Below are 16,355 nucleotides of genomic sequence, written 5' to 3' on the forward strand. Positions count from 1 at the left end.
AAGAAAGGAATTCTTTCCGGGTAACGAATTTGAGAATCAAGAGGTCTTTGATTTTTCGCTTTACAAAGAAGAAACACATCTCAAAACTTCATACTTTGTTGGGATGAGCTGGCTAGTTCCCGGCAAAGTACCTTTCCGCATCAGGCCTAAACTCGATAATTCCGAGGTGGAGATAGATTACTTTCAGATGTTGAAAGTTGCCCTTGAGGAACCTCAGGTAGAAGGGCATTTGAGCAACTTGATTAAAATCGACTTTTCCCAAGAGTCTATGGAGATCAGCGCAAAGGAAGAAGGTCTAACTTTATTTTTGGTTGTTCAATTTGTCTCCCTTCTTGAGAATCTTTTAAGAAGAGGACTTCTAAGGTCCTTTCGTCAAGAAGTCGATAAGTACAACAACAAAATCAAAGGGAAAATTCTCATTTCTCCATCTGTCTCTAAATGCAAAGACGGATTACCCTTAGCAAAAGAATTCGTTTGTGCTCACCAAAATTTCGATGAGAATGTTTTTGTAAATCAACTTTTAAAAACAGCCTTTCTAGCAAGTCAACGACTTTTAGATGGAAATAGAGATTTTTATCAGCAAGATCCATCTTTGAGAAGAAAAACGACATTGATTTCAAAAAAACTTCAAACCATAAGGCCGTTAGAAAGAGGAAAGGCATTGAATCGGGTTAAGTTGAGTCCTTTTTTCAAGAAATATCGAGAACCAGTAAGGCTAGCCCAGTTAATCCTGAGGTTGGAAGGATTGAGTAAATCGAAGGATGCTGTACCAACGGTGAGAGTGCCTCCATACTGGATAAACATGACCAAGCTGTTTGAGTTATACGTTTTCTCGAAACTCAAGAAGTCAATCAGAGAAGGAAAAATTGACTACCACCTGAGATTTAGGTTCAAGGAGCCCGATTTTCTTATAAGAGATTCGGAACTGAGTTTAGGAACCTTTATCGCAGATGCAAAATATAAGCTGCGGTACGCTACCCGAGAATCAGCCCTATGGGAAGATGGCAAACAGCTTGCTGGCTATAGCAGATATTTGCCAATTAGAAAATATTTAAACTTTGAGCCTCATTCGAATATCCCTTGTGTGATTCTCTACTCGGATCAAGGCAAGGAAGAAGATTTTAATTTTGATGATTTGGAGGTTGACTACCTTTTCGAAGACCTCTATAAGATTGGAATTAAGCTACCTCAGAAGCTCATAGTTCAAAAATAGATCTTCTAAGAAAAGGTTGTTGGTAGAAAAGTGAAATAGAAAAGATAAGTAGGCGTTTTCCAGCCAGATTAAGGAATGCATGCACTTTGGGTCATTCCTGAGCATCTTAATGAGAGACAATAGAAGATGCTCAGGATGAAAGGGCGGAAAGTTTAATCCACTACCAGGTTTCCAGGTACAGTTTCTTTCCTTGGTTCATCTTCTTCAGTGAAGAAGTTGTTAAGAGAATCAACTACGGAAGCAGTATGAGCCTGCGGCTTGGTAACGAGAGAAACTCCAATGAAGATGGCTAGAGAAATCATCATGGACCAGAAAGCACCTGATAAACCAAATGGTGCGATCTTGAAGATGAAGGTCATGCTGATCATGCAGACTTCACCAATGATGATTGATGCTAAAGCAGCTTCTTTGGTTGCTCGCTTCCAATAAAGTCCGCCGATAACTGTTGGAACCAAGACAGCAACGCCGCCGTTGGATAGAACCAACAAGTCTGCCAGAGCGGTAGGGCGAGTTAATGCGAAGACGACGGAGGCAAGCCCGATAATCAGCACACCGACTTTTGCTGCGTTATAAAGCGTCTTTTCATCGGAGTTTTTGTTGATGTATTTCTTGTAGATGTCCGTGGCTACCATCGTGGAAGTTGCATGAAGCTGGGAGTCGCCGGTGGACATGGCAGCCGCTAAAGCACCGCTGATGATAAGAGCTGCAAAGACAGCAGGTGTGTATTTAAGCAGCAATTCCGGGAAGATCGTATCCGGAGCCGCAATATCCGGCATCAACAAACGACCAATCATTCCGACGCATGGGGTAAATACATAAATCATCGTCAGATAGATTGAAGAGAATACCGCCGACCATTTCATGACATTCAGACTCTTTCCTGCAAAGAAACGCAATGTGACTTGCGGGAACATCATCATGCCAAATGTAATTACCACCCAACGAGAAATCCAGTCTTGTGGTGTAACCACACCATTTGGTCCGGGCATCGTGAATAATTCCGGTGTATGAGCGTAGGCGGCTTGGTAGGCATCAGCAACGGAAGGGAAGTTTGCAAGGATTACCCAAAGAGAACCGCCGAGTAAGCCGGCAAACATGAAGACACCTTGTGCAGCATCGGTAATTGCTACGCCTTTCATTCCTCCGAGCCATACCAAAGCAATCATCAGAGCGAAGAAGATGAGAGCACCGACGGTGTAGCTCAGCATACCTCCGGAGATTGTTTGGAAAATATAGCTGCATCCGATGGCCTGAATAGCCACGTATGGAATGGTGAAGACCATGGTGATCAAGGTTACCAACAGCCCAATAGTTTTAGATTGATAGACGTCAGAGGCGTAGTCAGAGATGGAAAGATAGCCGTAACGCTTGCCGAGATACCAAAATCTACGGCCCCAAACCCAGAAGAGCACTCCCGGGAGAACTGTCCATAAACCGTTGCACCACCAGCCGATACCGTTTTTATAAGCAAATCCGCCGGCGCCCATGAAGGCATAAGCACTGTGGTAAGTGGCCGAGAAGGTTAGGGTGAGGATGAAGATTCCAAGTCCGCCTCCGGTGGCGAAATCTTTGATGTTTTTCTTATCTTGCTTTGATGCGTAGAGCGCGATGCCAAGAAGCACCACCAGATAGACAACAAGAATAACTAAACCTACATTCATGATTGGCTCCTACAGCTCCGGTCGGGCGACTTGTTCGATTGGACGGTTGTCCTGACGGCAGTTCCAAGCTTTAAGTTTCCATGCTGCCACGACAAAATTGGCAATCATGACCAGGAACCAAAATTCCAGCCATAAATACATGGTTGGCCAGCCAAAGGTTAAAGGATGAACAGTGCAGTAATCATTGACCCAAAAGACGATAGGCGGATTGACCATCAACACGCTCACAAACAAAATGGCGTAAAAGAGTTTGTGTCCTAGGCTTTTCATGGGGCCTCCCGGATTATGAGTTCTGCAAATCTTTGACTACCTTGACCAGGTTTTCAACTAAGTGATCATGGTAGATTTGTCCGCGTTCGGCGTCAGCCTTGCTCGGTTCGCCTGTGCATCCGCCAGACTTTTCAGCGGCTGCTTTTGCATGTTCTAAAGTGCTTGGAACATAGCAAAGCGTGTCATGTTCATAAGTTGGATCAACCGAGTAAAGCGGAGTGTCTTTAATCGGATTATCGACGGCTTTTTCAAGATGAACTAGGTCAGGATAGCGGGCCATCATATGAGAGGTTTCAATTTCTTCTGCATGACCAACAGGCCCGAATCCGAGTTTCTTCACAATGTCTTTACTCATGTAGGCCGGATCAAAGATTTTGACGGTACAGCCGAGTTCGGACTGAGCTTTTTGAGCGCATAGTTGCATCCAGACAACGTTGACAATGCGGTGACCATTGATAAGGATAACTTTGTTCAAACCATGGGCTACTAAGGATTTGATGATGTCGTAAGTCAGTTCGGAGAGCACTTCGGGCCTGACTGTAAGTGTGCCGGGAAGCACCATGTGGTGAGGGCTCCAGCCAAACCAAACCGGAGGAGTGAGAACGGCGCCTGTTTTTTCAGCGGCTTCTCCCCCAATTGTCATTGCAACGTAAGTATCAGTTCCGACAGGCAGATGATAACTGTGTTGTTCAACACTTCCGATTGGGACGATGGCCACGCCTTTACTTTGTTTAATGGCTTCTTTGGCTTCTTCCCAGCTTTTTGTTTGCAGCCAGACGCTCATGTTCTTCTCCATTAATGGGATTGGTAGGATAAAAAAATTGTAGGAATTAATTATTGATAAATTCAAAATAGCAACATAGGAAAACCCTAACTGCTTGAAGTGAAAAGTTTTTTGGTGGTATTAGATAAAAGTAAATTGTGAGGAAGGTTGAAATTGAAGTTAGATCGGAGAGATTTTGCGATTTATCGCGTAAATAATTCTCAAAAAGAACCTTCGAATTAATTACTGTATCTCTAATTTAACCGAGGCTAAGACTTAGTTCTAACAAATGATTAGAAGAACACTTATTGGGATGGCAACGCTGGTGGTCGGTGGGTCAGTGGGGGCTTTTTGGTTTAAGTCGAAGGAGACTGTTTCAGATGTAATTGTTGTTGGAGGAGGTTATGCAGGTTTGGCAGCCGCTGTCAGTGCAGCCAAAAAAGGTCTCAAAGTTGTAGTGATTGAGAAAAGGGCTAGAGTGGGCTTGAATACTCACTCTGATCGAGGTCTGTTTGCTTCCAGTAAGTCTCCAAGCGGAGAACCATCTTTTGGCGACTCCGTTGAGAATCATTTCAGACAGTCATATGATTCCGGAGGACGCCTGGCCGACCCTGCTGTTCTTCAAGCTTTTGTCTCAAGAGCACCCGAAACTTTGGCATGGCTAGGGAACCTCGGAATGTCTTTTGATAAAACAGCCATAAACTCTAATTCCTTGTGGAGAAGGTGCTATCAACCTCTACAAAACGGTTACGTTGAAACTTTGTACCGCGAAGCTATTCGACTTGGAGTTTATTTTGTATTCAACGAAAAGGTCATCGATATTCAGCGAACGAGTAATCGAATGGATGTCGTGATTACATCGACAGATAGGGGTAATAAAAAAGAATACAAAGGTCGATATGGGATCATTTTATGTGCAGGAGGTTTCGGAGCAAATTTAAGTTTAATCAAAAGATTTTCTCCTAAATATGAACAATTAGAGTCTGACAACGAACAAGGATCGAGCGGAGAGGTGTTGCTCCTTGCAAAAGAAAAAGGGGCGGCTTTGTGCGGACTAGACAGAATTCTCTGCTTGCCTAGACCGCCTGGGAATTTTAAATCTCAAGGATATCTGCACCTTAATGTCTCTCGGTTTATTTTTATTAATTCTCAAGGAAAAAGATTCGTTTCAGAAGATGCGCTTCGTCCAGCTATTACCGAGGCTTTTTTCCGAGAAGGCAATAATCCGGTATATGAACTTGCAGATGACTTAGCAGTAAAGAACTACCAACTCGATATACAAAAAGATCTTTGGAGAGGAATTGAGCATGGGACGGTTTTTAAAGGGAAAAATTTAGCGGATTTAGCGAGCAAACTTTCAATTCCTCCCGATCTGCTGGTTGACACTGTAGAAAGATATAACAGTTTCGTGGAGAACAAAAAGGATTTGGATTTTGGCAAATCTAGCCTAAACCTTTTGCATAAAATTGCTCACGGACCTTTCTGGGCCGTGCGTGTCAATATGAAAATTCATGAATCCCTAGGAGGATTAGTCATCGATGAACGGTGTCGGGTTCTTGATGAAGCTAATCATCCGATTCTTGGTCTATACGGGGCCGGTTCAATTGTAGGAAACGTTCACGGTAACAATCGGCTTGGCGGTAATGGACTGTCTTCTTCGATCACTTTAGGAAGATTAGCTGGTCAGGAGGTGGGCAGAATATGAGGTTCATATCAAAAATAGTTTTGTTGACCTTCTTAATATTTATACCGTCAGCATTCTCGGCTGAAGTCGGTCAAATAGAGAAACGTCCAACAATTTTGATAGGAATTGCGGAAGGTTTTAACCCGGGTCTGTGGCCAACCTTGATTGGTCCGACTTTGGAATATTTAAGAGAAAGTCTTCCGGGCTATCTGATCAAAACAAAAGAAGTTGATATTCAGAAGAACGATTCCAAGGTTCAAGAACTCGATTTCTTCATAGCTCCCCCTTTATTTTTCTGGAAGGAGCTTTTAGAACATGGCGCCTCAGCCGTCGGTATGCTTAGTCCTTCTCATAGTGCAAATCCGACGGAGTCAACCGGAGCGGTACTGATAACGAGAAAAGACAAAAATGAAATAAAAAATGAGAAGGACCTAAACAACAAAACTCTTGCTGTCCGAGAAAAAGGTTTTGAACATGATTATTTGATCTTGACTTATTGGATGAAAGAGAAAGGTTTAAATATTGATAAAGACCTTAAAGATATTTTAGAAGTCGGCTTCAGAAGTCCGGGCGTCATTTCAGCTGTCCTTTCGGGGGCTGCAGATGTTGGTCTTCTCGGGTATTGTGAGTTAGAGGACGCAATTAAGAAGGGTATCATTCAGCAGGATCAGATACGCGTTCTTTCTCCCAGAAAAAAAGAAACTGAAGCTTGTGTTCATACGACTAATCTCTATCCGAATATAGTCGTCGGTGCTTATCCCAACAGCTCCTCAGATATGGCGGCTGCAATTGCTGCGGCCCTTTACAAGATGCCTGAACTTCCGGAAGGATACCGCTGGAGTTATCCTTCCGGTTTTAGCAGTCTAGACGAAGTAACTAAAAAATTAGCATTGGGTCCCTACGCTTATCTTCAGGAGTGGCGTCCGGGGGCACTATGGAAAAGATTCTCTACAGAAATTATTTTGTTTATCTCTTTCATTCTTGCAGTCTGCTGGCATATCTTTCGAGTTAATCGAATGGTTCATTTGCGTACCCTAGAGCTAAAAACAGCCCTGAAGGAAAAGGAACTCTTATCACAAAAAGAAAAGAAGAGCAGAGAACAGCTGAGTGCACTTGAGAGATCAAGTGTAATCAGTCATATTTCAAGTTTGATCGCCCACGAATTAAAACAGCCGCTAGGGGCAATAAGCAACTACTCGGCCGGATTAAAAGCCCATTTAACCTCCGGTGACCTAAATCCGGAGTTGGTGAAAATGGTGATAGATAAAATCTCCAAACAGTCGGAGCAAGCTTCTTCAGTTATTGATTTTGTTCGAGGCTTTGCGAATCCTCAGGACGCGTCCAAAGTTAAATCCTTTAGATGCAGCTGTTCAGAAGTTGTCGCCCGCTCTATAGAATCTCTGAAGCTAAGCGGAAATTTTCATGGAACGTTAAAAGAAAACATTTGGACAAAATCTGATTGCAGAATTGATCCAAGAGGATTAGAGCTGTCGCTTTATAACTTGCTTAAAAATGCTGCAGAAGCAACAGATTCAATATCTAAACCAGTCATTGAAATTACAGTGCGTGATGCTGGAAATTTCGTTGAATTTGTTGTGGCCGATAATGGAAAACAATTGTCGGCAGCTGACGTTGAAAAGATTGCTAAGACTACTTCCAGCACCAAACCCAATGGGTTGGGACTGGGGATTAAAATCATCCAGGATATAGTAGAAAAGGCCGGAGGGAAATTGGTTCTCACGCCAAATAAGCCGAGAGGATTAAACGCTCTTATTCGACTTCCAAAGAGAAAATGATGACAAAAAATAGAATGGCAGTCGTCCGAATAGTTGACGATAACGATGAATACCGTAATTCAGAAGCATTTATGCTAAGAATGTTTGGTTACAACGTGGTTGAGTACGTCAGCGCACTTTCTTTCTTGGAGGAAGATAATCCTGCAATTCCGGGATGCGTAATTTTGGATGTAAAAATGCCGGAAATGACCGGCATTGAACTGCAGCAGGTTATGACTGAGAAGGAGATAGGCCTTCCGATTATCTTTTTAACAGGCCACGGAGACGTTGAAATGGCAGTTCACACTCTTCAGCGAGGTGCTAGCGGGTTTCTTCTTAAGCCAGTATCGCCGGATAAGCTTAAAGAAAGTGTAGAGAAGGCTCTGGAGACAGACCGTTCGCTGAGGGAGCTACAAAGAAATAAGAAGTTGGCTAAAGAGAAGTTCGAAAGCTTGACCATGCGCGAAAAAGAAGTTTGTGAGCTGGTAGTGAAGGGATTACTAAATAAGCAAATTGCAATAGAGTTAGGCATCACGGAACATACTGTGAAAGTACACCGTGCTTCAATAAAGTACAAACTTCAAGTCAACACTCCTGTCGCGCTTGTTAATCTCCTCCAGGAGGCGAAGAGTTAAGAAACGGGCGCAAAGCGCCCGTTGCCAATCTAGAGAAATTGTTATTTGCCGTTTGCTAAAGCAATTCCAGTTAATCTGCCAAAGGTGAAGACGTCAGCAATTGCATTCCCACCCAGTCTGTTGGATCCATGGATACCTCCGGTGATTTCCCCAACAGCATGCAAGCCAGGAATAACTTTGCCGTGCCTATCAATTACTTGTGTGTCAGTGTTGATTACAACGCCGCCCATGGTGTGGTGAACGGACATGCCGGCATAGCCAGCCCAGAAGGGTGCTTTTTCAATTCTTCTAAGATTGTGAGGTTTCTTGCCGCCAGGATCTTTACCGGCATCACAGCCTTTGTTGTATTCTTCAACGGTTTTGACTAGATTCTGAGGATCGATGCCTGCCTTCTTGGCCAATTCTTCTAAGGTATCGGCTCTCCAAGCGTCTCCTGTCTCCAAACCTTTGAGGTTGTCTTTTTGGTGACCTGTATTGTTCAGACTTTGTCCATAATCATCCTGAATGCAGAATGCTGTCTGTTTAGGCAATGCAAGGATCGCGTCTCTCATCTGGTCTCTTCTTGAGTCTTCTGCGATAAAGCGTTTCCCGTCAAAGCCGACCATGATCATGTTCTGTGGCCAAGAGAACATATTTACGCGTAGTTTACGTCCCGGAGGGCAGCCTGGGTTGCATTGGATATGATCCATGCCTGTAACGTCGGCGCCAATATCTTGCATCATCGTCAGGACTTCACCGGTAGAAGCCGCCGGATTATTTGTGGTTGTTAGATTGTATAGACGAGGATCATGAAGAGATCTCATTTCTCTATTGGCTCCGAAGCCACCTGCACAGGCGACGACAGCCTTTAGTGCGCGGACAAAGACAGATTTTCCTTCTTTATTGACATATTCCAGACCTAACACGCGTCCGCTTAGAGGTTTCTCGCGGATGATGTCGACAACCCGAGCCTGAGTAAGAATTTCAACGCCAAGTTTCTTAGCTTCATTAGAAAGGACGCGGATGTAGTCTGAACCCTTGCTGGCTTCGGTTGCGTGAGAACGAGGCCATAAGGCGCCGTAAACCTGAAGAATCTTTGGCTGGAAACGTACACCTTTTTCTTCGAGCCATCTCAGGGTCTCATATGAGTTTTCTGTCAGTTCATGGACAAGAGTTGGATTGGCTCTGAAGTCGCCGCCCTTAAGGGTCTGTTCTGCATGAAGCTCCGGACTGTCTTTAATTCCCTGTTCTTTCTGTTTCGGATCAGAAGTGTTGAAAGCGCCGGTGGCGATAGCCGTATTCCCGCCTAAAAAAGCTAATTTTTCTAAAACCAGAATGTCCTTAACGCCATGTTCTGCCGCTGAAACTGCGGTTGCTAAACCTGCACCCCCGGAACCGATGATGACAACGTTAACAGTTTTATCCCAATGAATTTGTTTTGAGTCAGCAAATCCAGCATGTGCCGTTGAAAGTGCTGTTCCTGCTACACCAGCAAGAGTTGAACCTAAGAATAGTCTCCTGGACAAGCTCATTGTTATCTCCTTGTATTTGTAGATTAAGTGATTCACATCCATGAGTGAATTTTGAACTGAGCCTCCGTTTTGTACATTGCTGAAAAGGTGACAGAGAGAACTAATACTTTAGTGACAGAAGTTTTTGAAATTGTATGAAGCAGGAGTGCCAATAGCAGGTTAGGGATGAATATTTTTCATACATAAGTACATAATTAGAACAATCAAAGAAAAGATTCTTCTTTCATCATCCGTCGCTAAAACCAGGGAGGAGCTGCAGGGGGCTGAATGGCAAGAATGTTACTAAAAATTAAAAACATAAAGTTTTAGCATATTGATACTCAGCGCATCATCACCCACTAGGGGGTTCCTAAGATATTTGCCCTATAGAAAAAACATGACCTTCTTTTAGACTCGGCGAAGTTTTAACTCAATAAATCTAGCCATGCAAAAGAGAAGTTTCAAAAAAAATTTGGTTATGGTTGCAGTGGTAACTGCTTTCGTGGGAGTGGGATATAACGTAGATGTCGTGAATGCAGCTGCGTTTTCTAGAAACACAGATAAACCCATTTTTGTCGACACAAGCTCAGTCATTACTGGAGATTTAGTAATAGTAAACGACAAAACTGGGATCTCCTCAAGAAGGGCTTCAATCGTAGTAAATAACGATGGAAGTCAGTTGACTTTTCAAGAAGGAGATCTTTTCGCCTCGGATATTGACGATGACTATACGGCGTGGGCGACCGCTAGTAATTCAGAAACCTCGATAATTAATTTCAACGGAGGAAATGTCACTTTAAACGCTGTTAGCCCATATGGTGCACAAGCTTTAAACTCTTACCCGACAACTCAAAACTTTAATAATTCCGGCAATGTTAGCGTCAATTCGATTGTTGAAGGAGGAGGGGTAGGAAGATCAAGCGCCATAGGAATTAACTTGAATGGTTCAAGCGTGTCTTTTGCCTCTTCTGTAGAAGATTTAACTGTTAACGTTGTTGGTAGCGGCCGATTTTCGGGAGATTCACTGGACAGTAACGGTACGGCCGGTATTCGCTTGGCAGGAGGTCCCGAAACTAAGGCGACTTTTAATGCCAAAAATATCAACGTAAAAGTTATCGTTGGTCAAGATTACTCACAGACTATTCAACTTGGGCCAACAGAATCGAAAGACTATCAAATTATTTTTGACCGTGAAAAAGCAGAAAAGCTTGGCACTGAATTCGCTGTGAGCTATGGTTTGGAGAACAAGAGCACTACAGTATTTGGAGAGGATACCAATACTTCAATTGTTGTAAAAAATGGATATTGGAATGCCGTTGGTATTTCTAACGACTCCTTGTATGTCGATTATGACAAAGGTGAGCCTAAGGATTATTCGGAACATAACGCCTCAAATTTAAAAATTTTAGGAAACCTAAACGTTAGCGTAGAAGGATCAAGCTTTGGAGCAAAGCACGGGTATGAGTACACAAAAAATCCGCTTTACACTCGTTTAGAAGGTACCTACGCTTTGTACGCTTATAACGGTTTGCATGCAACAGATAACTCTGAGCGACCCGAAAATTCTGTGACCTTAGGTTCACAAGGAAAAACGGTTGTTCTGTCCGCAAAAGATCTTTCTCAAACCGAATACGACAGCGGTGTGTACGGTGTTTTTGCCAGAGACTCTAAAGTTACGATTGAAGGTTCCAGTATCACGGTGACTGCAGAGGCCGATAAGTCTGCTATCGCAGTTGACGCTAGTGGCGGGGCGGCACTGTCAATCGGTACAAGCGAATCAAATACCTTAATTGAAGCCGTTTCAAAAAACAATCTTTCTACTGCGCTGAGAGTAGAAGGAGAGGGGACCTCTGTAACATTCGGTGGTTTCACAACGCTTAAAGCAGACAATGCTTTGGTTGGCAATGGAACGGTCAATGCTTTGTCTTCTTCTACTTTAATTATTGACGGCGGTGTAAACAACTGGACGGGCACACTGAACGTGGAAGGGAACGTGGCGATTGGAGTGGAAGCTAAGACTGCAAAGGCTCTACTTACCAACAGTGCAAAACCGACTTTACTCTTGTCTGCCGGAACTGTAATTGCAGGCAGCATTAATTTAGGAAATGCTCCTGAACCCGCAGCAGCAACGCGAAGCTTGGCAGACAGCATCTCCAATGAGGCTGCTTCATCTATTACATTAGACGGCAACGGAACTTTGTTAATCCTTCCGAATGCAGACTATGACGGTTCGTCTCCTTTGGTTAACGTGGATGAGGTATCTGCTGGCAAAGACAGCTCTGTGTACGTGGTAAATTCAACAAAAGTTGCTGATGGAACAGTAGTATTTAACGTAAAAGATTCTGACGCTGTAAAAGACTATTCTCTGGCCACTGACAATCTCTTAAAGAAAGTTGTTGATAACACTATCGTGACGGAGAAGGCAGAAACAGTGTTTAATGGAAGCGCTCTGCTTTCAAACACTCTGAATGAATCTTTCTTGTCCAACGGGCTTGGTGCAAAGCGATTGGTTGCATTGACTAGCTGGACCACTTTAGAAAAAGCGACTGCGGAGATCAATAAGATTGCGTTAATGGGCACGGCAAGCGGCGCTCAGAACATTTCCATCAATACTGCCTCTCTCATCGGCGACACTATTACTCGTCACGGTTCTGTTTTAGCCTCAGAAACTCATGAAAAAACCGGTGCAGATCTTTGGATTGATGTTAATGGTTCTTTCAGCAAAGCCTCTTCCTTGGCTGCGGGTTCTCAGTCGTACGGCTATAAGAGCGACATGAGCCTTATCACGATTGGTTCGGACTATGCCTTCGGTAACGGTGTGGCGGCAGGTGCCTCCGTGAACTTTGGTAAAGGCTCCGTTAGGGGTCAAGGAGCAGGCGCCGGGACGAAGAATAATGTTGACTTCTGGGGTTTGAACGCATATGGCGTTTGGAGCGCCGGGTATGCGGACGTAGTTGGCACAGTAGGCTATCTTGAATCAACTAATGAGATCACGCAGACTGGTTACAAAGGAAAACCGAAGGTAAAAGCATTTTCGACGGAAGTCAGAGCAGAAAAGCCTATTGCTATTTCTGAAGCAATTCAAGTGACACCGCATGTTGGGCTTCGTTACTTGCATGTGGATATGGATGGTTTCTCTGCCGGTGGTTTTAAGTACAGCTTTGAAAAATCAAATTTGGTTCAAACACCGGTTGGTGTGGCTTTTAATGTAAATTTAAAGGCGTCCTGCGGAGCCGATATTTTACCGTTTGTGGACGTTGAGGTCGCACCGGCTTTTGGCGATAAGAAGGTCAAACATACTGTTGCTCTGGAAAACAGTTCTGCTGGAGATTCGTTTAAAACCAGAATCGCCGAGGATGCGCTGTACACGGGCAGAGTTGGTGTGAGTGCCGCAAAAGGCAATCATGCATTGAGTTTTTCTTATGGCGTAAGCGGCGGCAATGACGGTCGTGTCGATCAGAATTTGAAAGCTAGATACCTTTATCAGTTCTAATTCAGATCCTTAAGAGAACCTTCTCTTGGACTCTAACATCTCAGCTGTCAGAGGAAAAGAAAGGTCCCATTAGATTCCTGGCAACTGTCCCATGGCTGTCTGAAGGCCATGGGATTAATATTTTTTGGAGTTTTTGAAAAGGAAAAAGCACCTTGCGGGGCTTCATAAAAATCGGTTCTGGTGGAGAGGGGAGGAAGCGAAAGTTTAATAAAATCAATTGATTGAGTTTAATTTATTAGCTCTTCACCTATTAAGAGGAAATGGTAGGGTATCCCATAAGCCAGACGTGAGTACCGCGTAGCTCCGTTTCATCGTATCCCGTGGCGAGAAACGCTTCCCTGGTAGAGCGCCTTTTATTTTCAGCGAGAAATACTCGAAGTCTCTGCAGCCGTAAACCTTTCGTTTGAGCATCTTTATCTTGTTGTTCGCCTCTTCTAGCTGGCATGAGCTGTGGCCGTATTTGCCGGCACAGATAATGCCGGCTTTCCTTCTCTTGAGCATTGTGGAAAACTTTTTCGCCGGAGCAAAGCCGTGTTTATTGTTGATGGCAAACAGAAACTTGCGAGCGAACTCTATCAACTCATCTCAGGATTTTGGATCTTTGCACCGCCCTATCTTTCTGAGCACCCTAATGAAAGCTTAATCCTCTGTTGAAGAGTCTATTATTTTCCTAAAATTTCCTGTAGTTCCAATCTTCCAAGGAATAATTCGTTTAGTTGTAAAGCGGTGATACGTTTTTTCAGTAGCTTTATTTTGTTTTGCTTGAGGAAATTCAATTCAGACTGTTTTTCATCCATAAATTCTTTAAAGTCTTTCATGCCATTCTCGTTGTAACAGGAATTATTTTTATTTACTGCATCGATAATGCCATTTATCTTAATTTGTTGTCCCTCTATCATGTAATCAAATGCTTTTTCAGACAAAACCGCTTCAGAATCTGGTTTGCCAGCTGTCACTTCTAATCTATGTCGAAGTCTGAGGGAAATTTTTTTTTCAAGAAGTTCTTGGGCAAATTGTATTTCTCTTTTGCATTTTTCCGATTCCTGAATGCTTAAAGGATTCCACCCGGCCTTCTTATAGCATTCTGCTAGCATAATCATATTCTTAGGATTTTCTTTTTGGCACCTCTCACTCATTTGTTGGAACTGATTTGGAGCGGGAAAAGGATGATGCCAAATGACCGAGGGTTTAGACGCACAACCTACAAGCAAACTTGTAAAAAAGATAAATACTAATTTTTTCATTTAAAGGCTCCCGGCTTATGTTGAACATTGATGGTTTCTTCTCCGGTACACAAGAATCTCATCCAAATTTTCCCATTTAATAAGTATCCATAGCCGTTCACCCGACCCTCCCAATTAATTCTGTTATTAATGGGTTCAGCGTCGTTGTATCCCCATTTTTTGCACATTCTGCGCGCAACATCTATTGCGTGTGTCCAATTGGCACTCTGTCCATCATCTGAAAGGGGGGCACCGCTATGATAAAAACCAACATCTACGGTGCCGTTGGGTCTGTTAGCGTCGATTATTTCATCTGCCATATACTTATTGGATGAGGCGCAACCCGCGAGAGAAACAACACATGAAAAAAGAAAGACTTTGAGTGTGCTTGGGAAAGAGGAAACTAGCATTTTCATGATCATAATTCCAGTTTGATAATAACAAACGTTTACATTTTACCCTATAGAGCGTTTGGGGCTTATATGATGAACACAAAAACAAAAGCCGAGGTCTAAAACTCTCGGCCTTGTCTCTAGTCTGGAGTGGAAAATACTTACTCCTGCTCTTTCTTCTTTTTTATAAGTTGTTCTATCTTTCCGTTAACAAATTCAAAGCGTGATCGTGAGTAGAGAATTATCTATACAGTTAGGAATTCGTAAGTTAAATAGGAATTCCGGAATGTGAGGAAAGAAACGAATTTACAAGATTTAATTTGTTATTCTTTAGTTTCGCTTATGCCAAGAAGTTTGACAAATTTTCCATCCTTGAAGCCCATATCGACGCTTTTATGTTCAGGATTTCTCATAAAAATATTGGCTTTAGTTTGACTCCATCGAGCGACCATTTTATTGTCGGGAAATTTCTGAACTATAAATGGTTTTCCCATGATCTCTACAACTTCTTCATAGGTCATACCTACTTTAATTGTTTCGGCTTTTTGAAGATTTACTTCAGTATTTCCGATTTGGGCGCAACCAATTAAATATAAGAAGATAGGGATAAGTAAAAATTTTTTCATGCTTATTCTCTCTTGGAAGTGGTTAAGTAAGGATGTATCAAAAAAGTATATAACGATAGAGGCTGAGGTCTTAAACACTCAGCCGTGTCTCTAGGTTCTTAATGGCAATTATTTACGCTTGCCTTTTATTCTTTTCTTTAATAAGTCTTCTTGTTTTCGTTAACAAATTCAAAGCCTGGTTTTTACCGTGGTTGTCGGCAGCGCTGTTTCTAATGTAGTTAGTTAGCTTTGCATTAGTTTTTTGGAATTAAAGTATTGGAAAAATAAATTTCGTAAGAAGGCGCTGCCGCCGCTGTCTTTGAAGAATTGAGAAAGTAAATGATTAGTATTCGGACTCCGATACACCTGCGTCTCTGTTGAATGGTGCACTGAGCCTAATTGAGTGTATCCGTTAAGTTTACTTTGAGGGAGTTGCGTTCAGCGCCGGCTCTTTTCCGCCCCTTTGCTTTCTGATGATATGGTTGCCGTCTCCGGTTGTTTTTGATTCTGTATTAGCCGTTTTGAAGTTTGATTTAGTTAACGCTATCTAATTTGAGACGGTGAAAACAGAAAAACGTTCGACCTAAAAATAAAACAGTTCGATTTATGAGCTTTAAAAATTAAACAGCTTTAACCCAGCTTTCAACCCAGCTAATACATCGAAATCGAGGGGGATATCTAAAAATTTTAAATTGAGAAGGATTGTTTGTAATCGTTTGATTTAAAAATAAGAAATCCGAGATTTTTTGTCTCGGATCAAATCGGTTCTGGTGGAGGCGGCGAGAATCGAACTCGCGTCCAGAAGTTATCAACAACAGCCTCTACGTGCGTGTCTAATTCATTTTAGTTCTCACTGTTATCTCTGCAAATTAGCGATGCCGGATAACAGCCAGTTGCTGAATTTCGCCAGTTTCGTCACAACTCCAAAACTGACTAGCTTTTATAGTATGTCGCTGCCGCTGCTTTCGCAGCCCGATCTAAAAGCGAACCGGTTGCAGCGTCTCGCCTAATTAAGCGGCGAGAGCGAAACGCTCATCGTTGGCGTTTGATTTTTCGTAAGTGGTTTAGCGAGGAACTCACACCTCGGCACGCGTCCAATCATCTCATGACCCCTGTCGAAACCAGGTCGCCCCCACGTGCTAATATTCCAG

General features: G+C 43.0%; 13 protein-coding genes and 1 other RNA gene. 5 read left to right on the forward strand and 9 right to left on the reverse strand.

From position 1 onward, the window contains the following. Positions 1 to 103 precede the first annotated feature (103 nt). Positions 104 to 1,213 (forward strand): 5-methylcytosine restriction system specificity protein McrC, encoded by a 1,110-nt coding sequence (locus ACYQ4O_RS00365; protein WP_460174463.1) that lies wholly within the window; start codon positions 104 to 106, stop codon positions 1,211 to 1,213. Between the two features lie 152 nt (positions 1,214 to 1,365). Here ACYQ4O_RS00365 and ACYQ4O_RS00370 read toward each other — a convergent pair whose 3' ends face one another. The 3 genes from ACYQ4O_RS00370 to ACYQ4O_RS00380 are packed head-to-tail and all read right to left on the reverse strand — an operon-like array spanning position 1,366 to position 3,928. Further along, positions 1,366 to 2,874, reverse strand: coding sequence for a sodium:solute symporter family protein (locus tag ACYQ4O_RS00370; protein ID WP_460174412.1), 1,509 nt, complete (start codon positions 2,872 to 2,874; stop codon positions 1,366 to 1,368). 9 nt (positions 2,875 to 2,883) lie between these two features. Then, positions 2,884 to 3,144 carry a hypothetical protein gene (locus ACYQ4O_RS00375; RefSeq protein WP_308513492.1) on the reverse strand — a complete coding sequence of 87 codons (261 nt, stop codon included), beginning with the start codon at positions 3,142 to 3,144 and terminating at the stop codon, positions 2,884 to 2,886. Between the two features lie 13 nt (positions 3,145 to 3,157). Beyond that, positions 3,158 to 3,928: a creatininase family protein gene (locus tag ACYQ4O_RS00380; protein ID WP_460174413.1), complete on the reverse strand. Its 771-nt coding sequence runs from the start codon at positions 3,926 to 3,928 to the stop codon at positions 3,158 to 3,160. Between the two features lie 268 nt (positions 3,929 to 4,196). Between ACYQ4O_RS00380 and ACYQ4O_RS00385 the strand changes: the two genes are divergently transcribed. The 3 genes from ACYQ4O_RS00385 to ACYQ4O_RS00395 are packed head-to-tail and all read left to right on the forward strand — an operon-like array spanning position 4,197 to position 8,001. Beyond that, positions 4,197 to 5,612: an FAD-dependent oxidoreductase gene (locus ACYQ4O_RS00385; protein WP_460174414.1), complete on the forward strand. Its 1,416-nt coding sequence runs from the start codon at positions 4,197 to 4,199 to the stop codon at positions 5,610 to 5,612. Further along, a complete protein-coding gene (locus ACYQ4O_RS00390) occupies positions 5,609 to 7,387 on the forward strand; it encodes a sensor histidine kinase (RefSeq protein ID WP_460174415.1) in 1,779 nt (592 codons plus the stop codon). Before ACYQ4O_RS00385 ends, ACYQ4O_RS00390 begins: the two co-directional genes overlap by 4 nt. After that, positions 7,387 to 8,001: a response regulator transcription factor gene (locus tag ACYQ4O_RS00395; protein WP_460174416.1), complete on the forward strand. Its 615-nt coding sequence runs from the start codon at positions 7,387 to 7,389 to the stop codon at positions 7,999 to 8,001. The genes ACYQ4O_RS00390 and ACYQ4O_RS00395 overlap by 1 nt, the downstream gene beginning before the upstream one ends. Before the next feature lie 41 nt (positions 8,002 to 8,042). On the opposite strand, the gene ACYQ4O_RS00400 is transcribed toward ACYQ4O_RS00395, so the two are convergent. After that, positions 8,043 to 9,512 carry an FAD-dependent oxidoreductase gene (locus ACYQ4O_RS00400; protein WP_460174417.1) on the reverse strand — a complete coding sequence of 490 codons (1,470 nt, stop codon included), beginning with the start codon at positions 9,510 to 9,512 and terminating at the stop codon, positions 8,043 to 8,045. 424 nt (positions 9,513 to 9,936) lie between these two features. Here ACYQ4O_RS00400 and ACYQ4O_RS00405 point away from each other — a divergent pair, with 424 nt between their 5' ends. Beyond that, positions 9,937 to 12,984, forward strand: coding sequence for an autotransporter family protein (locus tag ACYQ4O_RS00405; RefSeq protein ID WP_460174418.1), 3,048 nt, complete (start codon positions 9,937 to 9,939; stop codon positions 12,982 to 12,984). Positions 12,985 to 13,227: 243 nt separating this feature from the next. Here the strand turns inward: ACYQ4O_RS00405 and ACYQ4O_RS00410 are convergent, their stop codons facing one another. From ACYQ4O_RS00410 to ssrA, 5 genes are all read right to left on the reverse strand, one after another. Continuing rightward, positions 13,228 to 13,563 carry a transposase gene (locus ACYQ4O_RS00410; protein WP_460174419.1) on the reverse strand — a complete coding sequence of 112 codons (336 nt, stop codon included), beginning with the start codon at positions 13,561 to 13,563 and terminating at the stop codon, positions 13,228 to 13,230. Positions 13,564 to 13,646: 83 nt separating this feature from the next. Continuing rightward, the gene (locus ACYQ4O_RS00415; RefSeq protein ID WP_460174420.1) at positions 13,647 to 14,228 is read right to left on the reverse strand and encodes a hypothetical protein; all 582 of its coding nucleotides are present in this window, start codon (positions 14,226 to 14,228) and stop codon (positions 13,647 to 13,649) included. Next, on the reverse strand, positions 14,225 to 14,617 hold the full coding sequence (locus tag ACYQ4O_RS00420) for a hypothetical protein (RefSeq protein WP_460174421.1): 393 nt from the start codon (positions 14,615 to 14,617) through the stop codon (positions 14,225 to 14,227). The genes ACYQ4O_RS00415 and ACYQ4O_RS00420 overlap by 4 nt, the downstream gene beginning before the upstream one ends. Positions 14,618 to 14,922: 305 nt before the next feature. Beyond that, a complete protein-coding gene (gene bamE, locus ACYQ4O_RS00425; RefSeq protein WP_460174422.1) occupies positions 14,923 to 15,225 on the reverse strand; it encodes an outer membrane protein assembly factor BamE domain-containing protein in 303 nt (100 codons plus the stop codon). Positions 15,226 to 15,972: 747 nt separating this feature from the next. Beyond that, positions 15,973 to 16,338, reverse strand: a transfer-messenger RNA (tmRNA) gene (ssrA, locus tag ACYQ4O_RS00430). Positions 16,339 to 16,355 lie beyond the last annotated feature (17 nt).

The sequence above is a fragment of the Turicimonas sp. TL08 genome (assembly GCF_054660695.1).

Bases quoted from the DNA above. Each gene is read 5' to 3' on its own strand.
- ACYQ4O_RS00365 (WP_460174463.1), top strand. From the start codon at position 104: ATGAGCTGGCTAGTTCCCGGCAAAGTACCTTTCCGCATCAGGCCTAAA.
- ACYQ4O_RS00370 (WP_460174412.1), bottom strand. From the start codon at position 2,874: ATGAATGTAGGTTTAGTTATTCTTGTTGTCTATCTGGTGGTGCTTCTT.
- ACYQ4O_RS00375 (WP_308513492.1), bottom strand. From the start codon at position 3,144: ATGAAAAGCCTAGGACACAAACTCTTTTACGCCATTTTGTTTGTGAGC.
- ACYQ4O_RS00380 (WP_460174413.1), bottom strand. From the start codon at position 3,928: ATGAGCGTCTGGCTGCAAACAAAAAGCTGGGAAGAAGCCAAAGAAGCC.
- ACYQ4O_RS00385 (WP_460174414.1), top strand. From the start codon at position 4,197: ATGATTAGAAGAACACTTATTGGGATGGCAACGCTGGTGGTCGGTGGG.
- ACYQ4O_RS00390 (WP_460174415.1), top strand. From the start codon at position 5,609: ATGAGGTTCATATCAAAAATAGTTTTGTTGACCTTCTTAATATTTATA.
- ACYQ4O_RS00395 (WP_460174416.1), top strand. From the start codon at position 7,387: ATGACAAAAAATAGAATGGCAGTCGTCCGAATAGTTGACGATAACGAT.
- ACYQ4O_RS00400 (WP_460174417.1), bottom strand. From the start codon at position 9,512: ATGAGCTTGTCCAGGAGACTATTCTTAGGTTCAACTCTTGCTGGTGTA.
- ACYQ4O_RS00405 (WP_460174418.1), top strand. From the start codon at position 9,937: ATGCAAAAGAGAAGTTTCAAAAAAAATTTGGTTATGGTTGCAGTGGTA.
- ACYQ4O_RS00415 (WP_460174420.1), bottom strand. From the start codon at position 14,228: ATGAAAAAATTAGTATTTATCTTTTTTACAAGTTTGCTTGTAGGTTGT.
- ACYQ4O_RS00420 (WP_460174421.1), bottom strand. From the start codon at position 14,617: ATGCTAGTTTCCTCTTTCCCAAGCACACTCAAAGTCTTTCTTTTTTCA.
- bamE (WP_460174422.1), bottom strand. From the start codon at position 15,225: ATGAAAAAATTTTTACTTATCCCTATCTTCTTATATTTAATTGGTTGC.